Below are 14408 nucleotides of genomic sequence, written 5' to 3'. Positions count from 1 at the left end.
CGGCTCGGAGGTGCCACCAGCTTCCCATCAGAAAAGGTCGTCCTCGCACGCTTGCGGCGCTGTCGGACGATCCATTGATGGCTTCTTGACCATGGCCTCCAGTGCGTCAAGGGCCGCTTCGCGGAGCTTTCGGACGCGGGGCAGCAAATCGAACAGGGACAGCCCGAGCTGTGGCGACAGCAGTTCGACGATCAGCCGGTAATGCTCGTCCTCCCGCAAAACTTTCGTCTGGAACAACAGCCAAAAGCAGGACTCGCCCAGTTCCTGCCTGGAGGGCAAGTCCTCTATGGACCGCGACTCAGCGGCCTCGATGTAGGTGTCCACGATGGCTTCTGCCTCAAGCCACAATTCCGAAGCCGTCTCGTCATCGACGGGTTCCTTTTCTGCGAGCTCCCTGATATGCGCAAACGCAGCGGCCTCATCGGCCTGCTTGTAGACCTTGCTGCTGGAAATTCCCATTCTGTTCTCCGATCCGTTTCTGTCGCTGCGATGGCGCATCAGATTAGCGTCACGACGGATTGGTGAGTGAAGTGCTTGTTTTTTAGGGGGAGTGTTCAGATAGCCGTCTGCTGGACGCGCCGGCTCAGTGCTTCCGCACTTTCCTTGCGCTCGCTGTAGCGGTCCACGAGGTACGGCGCCGCATCGCGCGTGAGCAGGGTGAACTTCATCAGCTCCTCCATCACGTCCGCGATGCGGTCATAGTAGGCCGAGGGCTTCATGCGCCCGGCCTCGTCGAACTCCTGGTACGCCTTGGCGACCGAGGACTGGTTGGGGATGGTCAGCATCCGCATCCAGCGGCCCAGCACGCGCATCTGGTTGACGGCGTTGAAGGACTGCGAGCCGCCCGAGACCTGCATCACCGCCAGCGTCTTGCCCTGCGTCGGGCGCACTGCGCCGGCCGACAGCGGAATCCAGTCGATCTGCGTCTTCATCAACCCCGTCATGGCCCCATGGCGCTCGGGCGAACTCCACACCATGCCTTCGGCCCACTGGGCCAGCTCGTGCAGTTCCTTGACCTTGGGATGGTCGGCGGGTGCATCGTCCACCAGTGGCAGGCCCGAGGGATTGAACATGCGCGTCTCACCGCCGAGCGCGCGCAGGATGCGAGCCGCTTCCTCAGCGGCCAAGCGACTGAACGAGCGCTCGCGTAGCGAGCCATAGAGCAATAGGAAGCGCGGCGCGTGCGTGGCGCGCTCGGGTGTCAGCAGCCGTTGGGTATCGGGCAGTTGGAATAGCGCGGTGTCGATATTGGGTAGGTCGATTCTGGATTCAGACACGGCGGCCTTCCGCGTCCACGACCGCTTCGCCGTCTTCCTTGTTGAACGCGCCGCGCTGTGATTGCGGCAGGATGTCCAGCACGGCCTCCGAAGGCCGGCACAGCCGCGTGCCCAGCGGCGTCACCACGATAGGGCGGTTGATCAGAATGGGATGCTGGAGCATGCAGTCGATCAACTGCGCATCGCTCCACTTCGGGTCATCGAGGCCGAGTTCCGCGTAGGGCGTGCCCTTCTCGCGCAATACCGCGCGCACCGGCACGCCCATGTCCGTGATCAGGCGTTGCAGGGTTTCGCGGTCGGGCGGTGTCTTCAGGTATTCGATGACCGTGGGTTCCTCGCCGCTGTTGCGGATCAGGGCCAGCACGTTGCGCGACGTGCCGCAGACGGGGTTGTGATATATCGTGATACTGCTCATGGGAAATGCCTTGCTTATCTGCGGGCAGGGTTCGGGCCGCACTCATACCAGCCCTTGCTTTGGTTGACGATCCGAACGACCAGCAGCATCACCGGCACCTCGATCAGCACGCCGACCACGGTGGCCAGCGCCGCGCCGGACTGGAAGCCGAACAGGCTGATGGCGGCCGCTACAGCCAGCTCGAAGAAGTTGGAGGCGCCGATCAACGCCGAGGGGCAAGCGATGCTGTGCTGCTCGCCGGCCTTGCGGCTGAGCCAATAGGCCAGGCCGGAGTTGAAGAACACCTGAATCAGGATCGGCACCGCCAGCATGGCGATGACCAGCGGCTGGCGGATGATGGCCTCGCCCTGGAAGGCGAACAGCAGCACCAGCGTGAGCAGCAGCGCCGCGATCGACAGCGGGCCGATGCGCTCCAGCGCCCGGTCGAAGGCGGCTTGGCCCTTGTTCAGCAGAGCACGGCGCCAGAGCTGGGCCAGGATGACCGGAATCACGATGTACAGGCCGACCGATACCAGCAGCGTGGCCCACGGCACCGTGATGGACGACAGGCCCAGCAGCAGGCCGACAATGGGCGCGAAGGCAAACACCATGATGGTGTCGTTCAGCGCCACCTGCGACAGCGTGAATACCGGATCGCCCCCGGTCAGCCGGCTCCAGACGAACACCATCGCCGTGCAGGGCGCGGCGGCCAGCAGGATGAGGCCGGCAACGTAGCTGTCGAGCTGGTCGGCCGGCAGCCACTGAGCGAAGACCTGGCGGACGAAGATCCAGGCCAGCAGCGCCATCGAGAACGGTTTGACCGCCCAGTTGACGAACAGCGTCACGCCGATGCCGCGCCAGTGCTGCTTGACCTGGCCCAGCGCACCGAAGTCCACCTTCAGCAGCATCGGCACGATCATGATCCAGATCAGCAGACCGACCGGCAGATTAACCTGGGCGATCTCCATGCGGCCAATGGCCTGAAATACGTTGGGTGCGAACTGGCCCAGCGCGATGCCGGCGACGATGCACAGCAGCACCCACACGCTCAGGTAGCGCTCGAAGACGCTCATGGTGGAGGTGGCCGGCACGCGGCCGGCCGTTTGGGTTCCAACACTCATCGCGCAGACCTCACTTCGTACCAATGCTGCGCAGCTCGTGCTGCAGCGACATGGCATCGAGCCGCTGCAATGGCAGCGACAGGAACAGCTCAATGCGCCGGCGCAAGGTCAGCGCCGCATCCGTGAACGCCTTGCGCTTCTGCTCGTCGGTGCCTTCAACGGCTGCAGGATCAGGCACACCCCAATGCGCTGACATCGGGCGCCCAGGCCATACGGGGCAGACCTCGCCGGCGGCGTTGTCGCACACCGTGAAGATGAAATCCAGCTCCGGTGCACCGGGCGCCGCGAACTCGTCCCAGTTCTTGCTGCGGTAGCCGACGATCGGCATATGCAGCCGTTCCAGCGTGGCAAGCGCCAGCGGGTGGACTTCGCCCTTGGGGTGGCTGCCCGCCGAGTAGGCGCGAAAGCGCCCCTGGCCCAATTCATTGAGGATGCCTTCGGCCAGGATGGAGCGGGCCGAGTTACCCGTGCAGATGAACAGGGCGTTGTAGGTCTTGTTGGTGGTCATGGATGTCTCACATCAGCAGCAGGACGAAGCCGGCTTCACCGCAACGCCCACCGGCTTGCCGCGCGCCGGGGCGCAGCAGGCTGCGGCAGAACCCGTTGCAGGCGCCGCTTCGTTGAAGACCGGGATGCTGCCCAGCGTATGAAAGTGTTCCCAGGCCACGCCCTGCGGATCGGTGATCCAGTGCTTCTCGCTGCGCGCGTAGCAGCAGGTGGTGGTGCCTTCGTCGAGCAGCGCCATGTCGGCCGCCTCGGCGCGTGCCTTCAGCACGGCCAATTCCTCCGCATCGTCGGTCTGGATGCCCAGATGGTCGATGCCTGGTTTGTTGCCCCGTGTGGAGATAGCGAAGTTGACCGGCGGGTCTTCGAGCATCCACTTGGCGTAGTCGCCCTCGACACGCGCGGGCTGCGCGGCGAACAGTTGGGAATAGAAGCCGATGCTGCGGTTCAGGTCATCGACGTGCAGGTGAACGTGAAAGCGCTTCATGGGGAGATCCTTTCAGCAGGAAGTACAGGCAGAGGAGGAATCACTGACCTCGCATGTGCTGCCTTGGCAGCAGTGCTCGGTCAGGTAGCCGAGCAGTCCGTTCATCTGGGTGAAGTCGGCGCGGTAGATCAGGTTGCGGCCCTGCTGCTCGATGGTGACCAGGCCGGCATGGGCCAGCTCCTTCAGGTGGAAGGACAGGGAATTGCGGGCCACGTCGAGCTGGTCGGCGAGGGCGCTGGGTGTCAGCCCTTCGGGGCCGGCGACCACCAGGGCGCGGAAAACCCGCAGGCGCTGGGTGTGGGCCAGGGCGCCGAGGGCGGAAACGGCTTGGGTCTCTTTCATATTTCGATAATACAACATTTATTGAATTAATGTGCAAAAGGGCACTATCGCGCCGAATTGTGGCCATCCGGTCTTGATCCCATCGCGCCTCCGGCTCAATACCTTAAATCTGGTTCGCGCGCCGCGCTTGCCTGTCCGCCCCTTCGCCGCGAGGTGAACGGCCGAACTTCTCCGCTCAACAGCAGTGCAATGCCGCGATCAGCGGGCAGGACACATTGCCATGGTGCGCGTCGCATTCACCCACCAATTTCGACAATGCCGCCTCAATCCGTGTGAGGTCCACCAGGCGGGCGCGCACATCGGCCAGCCGCAGCGAGGCCAGCTCCGCCGCCTCATTGCAATGGGTGCCGTCCTCAAGTTTCAGAAGCTGGCCGATTTCATCCAGGCTGAACCCCAGGCGCTGGGCTGACTTCACGAACTTCACCCGCGCCACATCTGCCGGCCCGTAGCGGCGGATGCGGCCGTAGGCCCGCTCCGGCTGGGGCAACAAGCCCTTGAGCTGATAGAACCGGATCGTCTCCACATTGACTGTGGCCGCCTTGGCAAAGGCGCCGATGGTCAGATTGTCCGAGGCGCTTTCCATGACGCTTGACTCCGTAGTTGACTACGGAAGTAACCTTACAGCATCAAGCGAAGTCCCGGAAGGAAAACCATATGTCGGAACCCAAGAGCGGGCGTGGCGCCCTGGCCGCTGGCGGCCTCGCCGCCATTCTTGCGTTGGCCTGTTGCCTCGGCCCCCTCATCTTGGTCTTGCTCGGTTTCTCGGGCGCCTGGATCGCCAACCTGGCCGTGTTGGAACCCTACCGGCCGATTTTCATCGGCGCGGCCCTGATGGCGCTGTTTTTCGCCTGGCGCAGCATCTTCCGGCCGGTTCACGCCTGCAAGCCGGATGAGGTCTGCGCCGTGCCCCGCGTGCGGACGGCCTACAAGATCATTTTCTGGATCGTGGTCGCGCTGGTCTTGATTGCCCTCGCTTTTCCGTACGTCCTGCCGTTGTTCTATTGAGAGGAATCCACCGTGAAGAAACTTGCCACCGCTATTGCCCTGGCCGTTACCCTGGGCGCTCCGGCGTGGGCCGCCACCAAGACCGTCACACTGTCGGTGCCCGATATGACCTGCGCGTCGTGTCCGATCACGGTCAAGATGGCCCTGTTCAAGGTGGCCGGGGTCCAGAAGACCGAGGTCAGCTATGAAAAGCGGGAAGCCGTCGTGACCTTCGACGATGCCAAGACCAACGCCGGGGCCTTGGCCAAGGCCACCGCAAACGCGGGCTACCCCGCCACCGTCAAGCAGTGAGGTTGCCCGCCATGGCCGAAGCGATCGCCTTGCACATCGACGGCATGACCTGCGCGTCGTGCGCCGAGCACGTCAGAGAGGCGCTGGAGAAGGTGCCCGGGGTGCGCTCGGCCTCGGTGTCCTATCCGCGGCGACGGGCCGAGGTCGAGGCGGATGCGGACATGAACCATGGTCCGCTGGTCGCGGCGATGGCCGCGCTCGGTTACCGCGCACGGGTGTCCGACACGCCGAACAAGGCTGCGGGCTTGTTGGGCAAGGCGCTGGGCTGGCTGGGCAGCGAACCGAGTCACGGTGGTGGCGAGCGGGCGCTGCATGTGGCCGTGATCGGCAGTGGCGGCGCGGCGATGGCGGCGGCACTCAAGGCGGTCGAGCGAGGCGCGCGCGTGACGCTAATCGAGCGGAGCACCATCGGCGGCACCTGCGTCAATGTCGGCTGCGTGCCGTCCAAAATCATGATCCGCGCCGCGCACATTGCGCATCTGCGCCGGGAAAGCCCGTTCGATGCCGGCCTGCCGCCCACGCCGCCGTCCATTCTGCGCGAGCGGCTGCTGGCCCAGCAACAAGGCCGCGTCGATGCGCTGCGCCATGCCAAGTACGAAGGCATCCTGCAGAGCACCCCGGCTATCACCGTGCTGCATGGCGAGGCCCGTTTCATGAATGAAAACTGCCTGACCGTGCAACTGGCGGAAGGCGGTGAGCGCACGGTGGCCTTCGACCGCTGTCTCATCGCCACTGGTGCGAGCCCCGCGCTCCCGCCGATTCCTGGCTTGAAGGGCACTCCCTACTGGACCTCCACCGAGGCGCTGGCGAGCGATGCCATTCCCTCGCGGCTGGCCGTGATCGGTTCGTCGGTGGTGGCAGTCGAATTGGCGCAAGCCTTTGCCCGGCTGGGCAGCCAGGTCACGATCCTCGCGCGCAGCACACTGCTCTTTCGCGAAGACCCCGCCGTCGCCGAAGCCGTCACGGCCGCGTTCCGTGCCGAGGGCATCGAGGTGCTGGAGCATGTCCAGGCCAGTCGAGTCGCCCATGCAGAGGAAGAGTTCATCTTGACGACGGATCGCGGCGAGCTGCGCGCCGACAAGCTGCTCATTGCCACGGGGCGCGCGCCGAACACCCGCACGCTGAACCTCGAAGCGGCGGGCATCGAGGTCAATCCCCAGGGGGCCATCCTCGTCAGCCACACCATGCGTACCAGCGCGCCGCACATCTACGCGGCCGGCGACTGCACCGACCAGCCGCAATTCGTCTACGTCGCGGCGGCGGCCGGCACGCGCGCCGCCATCAACATGACCGGCGGCGACGCGACGCTGGACCTGACGGCGATGCCGGCCGTGGTGTTCACCGATCCGCAGGTGGCGACGGTGGGCTACAGCGAGGCGCAAGCGCGCCACGACGGCGTCGAGACCGACAGCCGCACGCTCACGCTCGACAACGTGCCGAGGGCGCTGGCCAACTTCGACACGCGCGGCTTCATCAAGCTGGTTGCCGAGGCCGGCACCGGACGGCTGATCGGCGTGCAGGCGGTCGCGCAGGAAGCGGGCGAACTGATCCAGACGGCGGCGCTGGCGATCCGCAACCGGATGACCGTGCAGGAGCTGGCCGATCAGCTATTCCCCTACCTGACGATGGTCGAGGGCCTGAAGCTCGCGGCGCAGACCTTCAGCAAGGACGTGAAGCAGCTGTCCTGCTGTGCCGGATAGCGTCATCTCTTGCTGAGCGCGATTTTTTCCAGGAGTCACGCTCGGCAGTGACGCCGGCTTGTTTCACGCGGGCCGGGGATTTCGCGCCTTCACGGCGTTCATGGCAAAGCCTGCCAGAGCAACGGCAAGCACCACGGCTTGCGCAATGGCGGTTTCCGCTGACGGATAGATGCCAAGCACTTCGATGCGCGGCCAATGGATCGGGCTGGCGCTCAACCGGCCGGCCTCCTGGAGGCCGGCAACCCCCTTGCCGGCGAGCACGACCGCGAGCACCGCTACCAGGATCGAGCTGAGACTGAAGAATTTGCCGATCGGCATGCGGGCGCTGGTGCGCAGCATGAACCATGCGAGGACGGCCAGAACGGCCACTCCGCCCACCAATCCACCGAGCAGGGCTCCATTGTTGCCGTCGCCGGCCAGGGCCGAATAGAAAAGCACCGTCTCGAAAACTTCGCGGTAGACCGCAATGAACGACAAGGCGAACAATGCCCATGCCGAACGCCGCGTCATGGCTGCGGAGAGTTTTTCCTTCAGGTAGGCCTGCCACTTGCCCGCCGTGCTTTTCTGGTGCATCCAGAGCCCGACGCTCAGCAGCACAACGGCCGCAAACAGGGATGAAACCCCCTCGGTCACCTCACGGCTTGCGCCGCTGATGCTCACGAAGTAGGTGGCCACCGCCCAGGTCAGGCCACCGCAAGCCAGTGCGGCCATCCAGCCGCCATGCACATAGCCCAGCACATCGCGCCGTTCTGCCTTCTTCAGGAAGGCCAGCATGCCCACGACGATCAACAGCGCTTCAACCCCTTCGCGCAGCAGGATGGTGAGGGAGGCGATGAACGTGGTCAGCGGGTCTGCCTTGTCCGCGCCGAGTTCGGCGTCCACCTGGGCAAAGAGATAGTCCAGCTTCTGCGCCGTGGCATCGGCTTGTTCCAGTTTCCCGCCGGCGAGCGCGCCGCGATAGGCCAGCATGGCGTTTTCGACTTCCGTGAGAAGTGTCTGGTTGCGTGCGCGCAATGCCGGCTCCAGAGGCTCAAATCCATCCAGGTAGGCCGACAGGCCCAGGCGCGTTGCGCTGGCCCGGTCGCCCGCGCGCGCCGCGGCAAGGCTCTCCTGAAGGCGTGTGCGGGCCAAGGCCAGTCCGCCCGAGCCGCTCGCGGCAGCGGTGACTTCCGGGTGGCGGCGAACATAGGCGGTGAGGTCGCGGGCTGCGTCCGGGGGCATCCGCTCGGACAAGGCGGCTTCGGTCAAGGTGGCGGCAGCAGCCAGGTCGGGAAAGACAGCCTTGGCGCTGGCGTCTCGCCCCCAGGACTGTTCGCCGCGTGCGCGCATGGCATCGTCATGCGACAGTGTGCCGGCGAAAAATGCCAATGCCCACCGATCCTCGTCGGAGAGCGTGGCGAAGCTGGGCATCGACGTGCTGGTCACGCCTTGAGAAATGACCTGGTACAGCGCGAGCACGCTGCGCGAACGGGCACGATCACGATCGGTGAAGGCGATCGGCGGCGGTTCGAGCTTGGCGCCGAGCGGGCCGTCGCCTGCACCGGTTGCCCCGTGGCATGCCGCGCAGTTGGCTTCAAACAGCACCTTGGCGCGTGCGAGATCCGGCGGCTGGGTCGGCGAGAGCGGAAACGGATAGGCTTTGACCAGCGCTGCGGCCAGCGAATGGGCGCTGTCGGCCACGGCCTTGGCGTCCGCCTTTGCGGCGATGAGGTCTCCGAGCGCTTTGGCCTGCCGCTGCAACTCGGGCAGCGCCGCAGTGCTCGGCAGTGCGGCAAGCTGCTGTGCGGCGGTTGCCGCGAACTCCTTCATCTCCTCGTACTCGCTGGCACTTTGAATCTGGCCGTTGCTCACCGCGCCGCCGTAGTCAACCGCGAGGTAGTCCAGCAATTGCCAGGTCTGCTTGGCCTGGTCGCTGGCGGCAGGGGCGGCAGCCCAGGCGGGAGAAGCCGACCAGAGTGCGAACAACGCGGCTATTGCCAGGAATCGCCTGGCGCAAAGAGAAAGCATTTTCATGATGTATAAATGTTATTGATTCTCATTTTATCGATGACTCGGACCACTGGGCGTTGCACGATGCAGTGCGAGCGAAGGTTCTAAAACGAAGATTTGCCTGTTGCCGGCGAAAAATGATGGGGCTAACTACGCCGCGCACCTTTCGCTGCACGTATGGCCCTGCGCCACGGCCTGTTGTGCAGAAGGCCTTCAACAGCGTCCACATGGGTCGTCGTCATCGCCAGTGAAAGGTTACGTGGCGACCGCTACCAAGATTAGCGTTCCCAGTGCAATGCGATACCACGCAAAAACTCCAAATCCATGTCCGGTCAAATAACGCATCAGAAGGCGTATCGCAAGCAGCGCAAATGCGAAAGAAGCAATGAAACCCATTGCAAAAACGCCGATGTCGTCGCTCGACAATGCGCCCCAGTGCTTGAAGAGGTTGTATACCGAGGCGGCCCCCAAGATTGGAATGCCGAGGAAAAACGAAAACTCCGTCGCAGCCTGCCGCGAAGCCCCGAACCATAGCCCGCCGATAATCGTCGCGCCTGAGCGCGAAGTACCCGGCCAGAGCGCAAGGCACTGCACGAAACCAATCTTCAGTGCGTCGATTCGGCTGATCTGTTCGGCACGCTCAGCCTTCACTTGCACGGGGCGTCGCTCAGCCCACAGGATCGCGATGCCACCGACAACGAGTGCGACGGCCACCGGCCCCGGACTGAAAAGCAGCCTCTGCACATGAGATCCAATCAGCAGTCCGAGCACTGCCGCGGGCATAAATGCAATGGCAAGGTTCACTAAAAACCGGCGGGATCCTTGGTCGGCATGCGCTGAGACAACAACGCTTGCCAGACGAGCCCTATATTCCCAGATGACCGCGAGCATCGCGCCGAACTGGATGAACACTTCAAAGACGTCGCGCTTCTCTTTCGCAAGGAATGAGAGCGCATTGCCCGCTAGGATCAAATGCCCCGTCGAGGAGACTGGCAAGAATTCCGTGATGCCTTCGACGACGCCCATCATTAGCGTCTTGAGAACGAGTTCAGCGTGCATTTGCAGGCGGCAGTGGTAGCGCCGAGTGGGACATCGGTTTCTCCGAAGCCGTGCTCACGGCTCCGCATGTGTCAATGAAAATCTGGATCATCGTGCTGGCGAATGGGAATCTGCGCCGTTTCGGCCGCGGCCGCGAAACGCGGCGATCAGCAGAAGCCCCGCTCCCAGGGTGATGCCAACGTCGGCTGCATTGAACGCAGGCCAGTGCCAATCGCCCCAATGAAAATCGAGCCAGTCCACCACGGCCCCATGCCGCACTCGATCAAGAACATTGCCGAGCGCGCCGCCGAGAATTGCTGCATAGCCCACGGCCTCAGGTGTTGCAGTCTTCTCGCGGGCAATGAGCCAGGTGAGAAAGGCAGAAGCAGCGACGCCAATAACAATAAAAAAGCCGCGTTGCCACCCACCCGCCTGCGCCAAGAAGCTGAAGGCCGCGCCTGGATTCAGCCAATGCCCGATGTTGAACCATGGCGTGATTTCATGGGAGCCATACAAGGGAATCCACGCGACGATGGCCGCCTTGGTCGCTACGTCGGCGGCAAGCACCGTCACGGCCAACAGGTACATCCGCAAGACAGCCCTATCAATGGCCATGTGGCTTGATGTCCTCAGACGACCGCAGCAAGCGCATCCCATTGAAAACGACCGCCAGACTGGCACCCATGTCGGCCAGAATCGCCAGCCACAGACTTGCATGTCCAGTAAAGGCCAAGGCCATGAACACCGCCTTTGTTCCAAGCGCAAAGACGATGTTGGCCGTCAGGATGCCGGCTACGCGCTGTGACAGCCGGATGAACTCTGGAAGCTTGCGCAGGTTGTCCTGCATCAATGCGACGTCGGCCGTTTCGATTGCCGTGTCGGTGCCAGCTGCGCCCATTGCGAAGCCTATGCTCGACTTGGCCAATGCCGGTGCGTCGTTGACGCCGTCGCCCACCATGCCGACTGGCCCGCGTGAGAGCAGTTCTTCGATTGCCTGCAGCTTGTCCTGCGGCAGCAACTCGCCCTTGGCGCTGGTGATGCCGACCTGGGCAGCCACGGCTTGCGCGGTTTTCGCGTTATCGCCAGTCAACATGACTGGTTCGATTCCCAGCGACTTGAGTTCGGCGATCGCTTGCCGGCTGGTGTCGCGCACTGTGTCGGCCACGGCCAGCAGGGCGAGTACTTGCTGGTCCGTGGCGAGGAGCACAACGGTCTTGGCCTGGTACTCCAACGCATCGAGCTGAGTCTCGACCTCAAGTGTTGAAAGTCCCAGCTCTTTGATCAGCCGGTGGTTGCCGACGTAATAGACATCTCCATCGACGTTGCCTTTGACGCCGCGTCCAGGGATCGCCTCGAACTTGTCCACCTGGGCATGCGGTTGGTTGTAGCCCGCCACGATGGCGGTGGCCACAGGATGCTCCGACAGAGCATCGATGCTCGCTGCAATGCGCAGAACTTCTTCCTTCGGCAGGCCGCGCAGCGATATGACATCGGTCAGTGCGGGGCGCCCATGGGTCAGGGTCCCGGTCTTGTCCAGGGCCACCGATTTCAGGTGCCGCCCTTGTTCGAGGTAAAGACCGCCCTTGACCAGGATGCCTCGGCGTGCGGCAGCTGCCAGGCCGCTGACCACGGTAACCGGCGTGGAGATCACCAATGCGCAGGGGCAGGCAATGACCAGCATCACCAGCGCCTTGTAGACCCATTCGAACCAGGGCTGCCCGAAAGCGAGCGGAGGAATGACCGCCACGGCAAGGGCAAGCGCAAACACCGCGGGTGTATAGATGCCGGCGAACTTGTCCACGAAGCGTTGCGTGGGCGCGCGTTGTCCCTGCGCTTCCTGGACCGATCGTGCAATGCGGTCGAGGGTGGTTTCGCCCTTGCGCGAGGTAACGCGGAACTCCAGCGTGCCGCGCTCGTTGATGGTGCCGGCGAAGACCGTGGCACCGGCGGTCTTCTCCACCGGCATGCTTTCGCCGGTGATCGGCGCCTGGTTCACCGACGACTGTCCCGCGACGACTTCGCCATCCAGTGCGATGCGTTCGCCCGGACGCACCCGCACAACACTTCCGAGTGGCACGGTATCCGCCTTGACCTCGCGCCATTGACCGTCGGGCTGGCGCACCAATGCGTTCTCTGGCGCCAGGTCCATCAGCTTGCGGATGGCATTGCGGGCCCGATCCAGGCTCAAGGCCTCGATCATCTCGGCGATGCCGAAGAGCCAGATGACCACCGCCGCCTCGGGCCACTGGCCGATCAGCGCCGCGCCGATGACGGCGACCGTCATCAACAGGTTCATGTTCAGCGAACGCGTCTTCAGCGCGATCCAGCCCTTCTTGAGGGTCTCGACCCCACCCAGGCCGATGGCCGCGAGGCAAGCAAGAATGATGGGCCAGGAGGCCTCGGGAGCACCCGCGAAGACCATGGCCTCCGCGCCGAGCGCCAGCACGCCGGAGACCGCCATCCGAATCCATTGCCCGCGCGAGATGCCGGTGCCGAACTCACGGGGAGCGGATGGCGCCGGGTCGGAGGCGCTTTGGAGCACTGGAGCCATGCCGAGCCGCTCGATCGCGCTGGTCACCGGAGCCAGATCGACAAGCTCGTGGCTCACGGTCAGCGTGCGGCCCATCAGGTTGAAATCCAGGGCCTTCACCCCAGGCATGCCTTCGAGCGCCTTGCGCAGCAGGCCCTCCTCGGTCGGGCAGTCCATTTTTTCGATCAGGTACACGGCCTGGCCCTGCGGCCCGGTGTCGTCAGCGTGCTCAATGCTGGCCTTCATGCCTACATCGTTCAGGGCCTTGAGGATCGGCGCGGGGTCGGGCAGACGGTGCTGGACATCGAGCCGTCGCCCCATCAGGTCGAAATCCAGCCGTTCGATGCCATCGACCGCACCAAGGCGCTTGCGGATCGTTGCCTCTTCGGTAGGGCAATCCATGTTCGGAATAAGGAAGCGTGTACCGTTCCCTGTCGCCGGTGCCGGGGTTTGCGACGCCGCCGTGCTGGGGATGAGGGCTTCGACAGCGATTGGCATGCTGCCCGCCGTCTTTTCCACCGGCTTCATTCCCAGGCCTTCGATGGTCCTGGCAATCGGGGCTGTATCGGTCAGCGAATGGGTCACCGTCAGCGTGTGGGCCTTCAGATCGAAGTCCACCGCCTGCACGCCCGCCAGTGGCTCCAGCATCGAGCGCAACTGGCGCTCTTCGCTGGGACAGTCCATCTCCTTGATGAAGTAGATGACCTGCTGCGGCGCGGGTTCCACGACCGCCCGCATGCCGATGTCGTGCAGCGCGCGCAGGATGGCGTTCTGTCCAGCTGGTTCGTGTGTGACCTCAAGGCGGCGACGGGTCAAGTCGAAAGCCATATCCCGGACGCCATCGACCTGCGCCAAGCGCTTGCGAATCTGAGCCTCCTCGCTGGGGCAATCCATGTTGGCTATCCCGAAGTGGGTCACGAGTGGCTCAACGGTCGCCGCTGCGCTCATGGCGCTCGCTGAACAGCACGCCGTGGTGCAGGAGGTTTCGGTGTCTGCTTTCATGGATCGATCCGTTCTTCTTCAAGAGTCAGGTGGTGAGACGGGCCAGCTTTGCCAGTCTCCGCGCAGGAGAGCCAAAGCGCAGACGCCGACAGCGTTGCGACAGGTGCCGTTCCCCTTGTGCTTTCATTTACAAGGGCTATTTCACACCTTGGAGTAGCTCCAAGGTCAAGCGGCTACGATGCATGTCCTGACAACATGTGAGTGTTCTGCGATGAAAATTGGCGAGTTGAGCCACGCCACCGGCGTGGACACCGACACGATCCGGTTCTACGAGAGGACGGGGGTGTTGCCGCCGCCAGCTCGGCAGACCAATGGATACCGGGTATACGGGACGGAACACATCGATGGACTGTCCTTTGTCCGCCACTGCCGGGCCTTGGACATTCCTCTGGCCGATGTCAGGCGGCTCCTGAACTTCACATCCCGTCCGGATGAGGATTGCGCGGACATCAACCGGCTGGTCGACGAGCAGATTGCGAGGGTGCGTGCCCGCCTGACCAGCTTGAAAGCACTGGAAAGGCAACTGACGACGCTGCGCGCCCGCTGCTCCGCAGGACATCAAGCGAAAGAGTGCGGCATCCTTGGCGAGCTGGTCTCTGCAGCGCAGCGGGAAGCGTAGTCAAACAGATCTATCGATGGCGCAGGGCAAGACGCCTGTGCGCAAGCACTGGCAGCAGGCGAAGGCTGTGTTGACATGCGCCGGCAAGACCGCCTAAACTACGTACCAA

At 63.8% G+C, this 14408-nt stretch carries 16 protein-coding genes; 4 read left to right on the top strand and 12 right to left on the bottom strand.

Annotated elements, in window-relative coordinates; genetic code table 11:
• Positions 1-27: 27 nt before the first annotated feature.
• The 8 genes from PO605_RS06275 to merR form a co-directional block, all read right to left on the bottom strand.
• Positions 28-459, bottom strand: a complete 432-nt coding sequence (locus PO605_RS06275; protein ID WP_012202425.1) for a hypothetical protein — start codon at positions 457-459, stop codon at positions 28-30.
• A gap of 95 nt (positions 460-554) precedes the next feature.
• The gene (gene arsH, locus PO605_RS06270) at positions 555-1277 is read right to left on the bottom strand and encodes an arsenical resistance protein ArsH (protein WP_012202424.1); all 723 of its coding nucleotides are present in this window, start codon (positions 1275-1277) and stop codon (positions 555-557) included.
• Positions 1270-1692: an arsenate reductase (glutaredoxin) gene (gene arsC, locus PO605_RS06265; RefSeq protein ID WP_012202423.1), complete on the bottom strand. Its 423-nt coding sequence runs from the start codon at positions 1690-1692 to the stop codon at positions 1270-1272. The genes arsH and arsC overlap by 8 nt, the downstream gene beginning before the upstream one ends.
• Positions 1693-1706: 14 nt before the next feature.
• Entirely contained in the window at positions 1707-2792 is a 1086-nt protein-coding gene (gene arsB, locus PO605_RS06260; protein WP_012202422.1) for an ACR3 family arsenite efflux transporter, read from the bottom strand.
• A 10-nt stretch (positions 2793-2802) separates the two neighbouring features.
• On the bottom strand, positions 2803-3300 hold the full coding sequence (locus PO605_RS06255) for an arsenate reductase ArsC (protein ID WP_012202421.1): 498 nt from the start codon (positions 3298-3300) through the stop codon (positions 2803-2805).
• A gap of 12 nt (positions 3301-3312) precedes the next feature.
• Positions 3313-3783, bottom strand: a complete 471-nt coding sequence (locus PO605_RS06250) for an ArsI/CadI family heavy metal resistance metalloenzyme (RefSeq protein WP_012202420.1) — start codon at positions 3781-3783, stop codon at positions 3313-3315.
• Positions 3784-3795: 12 nt separating this feature from the next.
• Entirely contained in the window at positions 3796-4125 is a 330-nt protein-coding gene (locus PO605_RS06245) for an ArsR/SmtB family transcription factor (protein ID WP_016451582.1), read from the bottom strand.
• A 175-nt stretch (positions 4126-4300) separates the two neighbouring features.
• Complete coding sequence (merR, locus tag PO605_RS06240; protein WP_012202418.1) at positions 4301-4708, bottom strand: Hg(II)-responsive transcriptional regulator; 408 nt, start codon at positions 4706-4708, stop codon at positions 4301-4303.
• A 71-nt stretch (positions 4709-4779) separates the two neighbouring features.
• Between merR and merT the strand changes: the two genes are divergently transcribed.
• Genes merT through merA form a run of 3 tightly spaced genes read left to right on the top strand, consistent with a single transcriptional unit; the run spans position 4780 to position 7121 of the window.
• On the top strand, positions 4780-5130 hold the full coding sequence (merT, locus tag PO605_RS06235; RefSeq protein ID WP_046239654.1) for a mercuric ion transporter MerT: 351 nt from the start codon (positions 4780-4782) through the stop codon (positions 5128-5130).
• 12 nt (positions 5131-5142) lie between these two features.
• On the top strand, positions 5143-5421 hold the full coding sequence (gene merP, locus PO605_RS06230; RefSeq protein ID WP_012202416.1) for a mercury resistance system periplasmic binding protein MerP: 279 nt from the start codon (positions 5143-5145) through the stop codon (positions 5419-5421).
• 11 nt (positions 5422-5432) lie between these two features.
• Positions 5433-7121 (top strand): mercury(II) reductase, encoded by a 1689-nt coding sequence (gene merA, locus PO605_RS06225; protein WP_047219395.1) that lies wholly within the window; start codon positions 5433-5435, stop codon positions 7119-7121.
• Between the two features lie 63 nt (positions 7122-7184).
• On the opposite strand, the gene PO605_RS06220 is transcribed toward merA, so the two are convergent.
• From PO605_RS06220 to PO605_RS06205, 4 genes are all read right to left on the bottom strand, one after another.
• Entirely contained in the window at positions 7185-9134 is a 1950-nt protein-coding gene (locus PO605_RS06220; RefSeq protein WP_012202414.1) for a cytochrome c/FTR1 family iron permease, read from the bottom strand.
• Between the two features lie 231 nt (positions 9135-9365).
• Positions 9366-10169, bottom strand: coding sequence for an undecaprenyl-diphosphate phosphatase (locus PO605_RS06215; protein ID WP_012202413.1), 804 nt, complete (start codon positions 10167-10169; stop codon positions 9366-9368).
• An 87-nt stretch (positions 10170-10256) separates the two neighbouring features.
• A complete protein-coding gene (lspA, locus tag PO605_RS06210) occupies positions 10257-10763 on the bottom strand; it encodes a signal peptidase II (RefSeq protein ID WP_016451581.1) in 507 nt (168 codons plus the stop codon).
• Positions 10753-13626 (bottom strand): heavy metal translocating P-type ATPase, encoded by a 2874-nt coding sequence (locus tag PO605_RS06205; protein WP_174484806.1) that lies wholly within the window; start codon positions 13624-13626, stop codon positions 10753-10755. Before PO605_RS06205 ends, lspA begins: the two co-directional genes overlap by 11 nt.
• A gap of 232 nt (positions 13627-13858) precedes the next feature.
• Between PO605_RS06205 and cadR the strand changes: the two genes are divergently transcribed.
• Positions 13859-14299 carry a Cd(II)/Pb(II)-responsive transcriptional regulator gene (gene cadR / locus PO605_RS06200; protein ID WP_012202410.1) on the top strand — a complete coding sequence of 147 codons (441 nt, stop codon included), beginning with the start codon at positions 13859-13861 and terminating at the stop codon, positions 14297-14299.
• The last annotated feature ends 109 nt before the right edge of the window (positions 14300-14408 follow it).

It is taken from the genome of Delftia sp. DT-2, from assembly GCF_028401915.1.
GTDB classification, from domain to species: Bacteria; Pseudomonadota; Gammaproteobacteria; order Burkholderiales; family Burkholderiaceae_C; genus Comamonas; species Comamonas tsuruhatensis.
The sequence above is the reverse complement of the archived record's forward strand: the minus strand, read 5'-3'. Positions and strand labels throughout refer to the sequence as shown.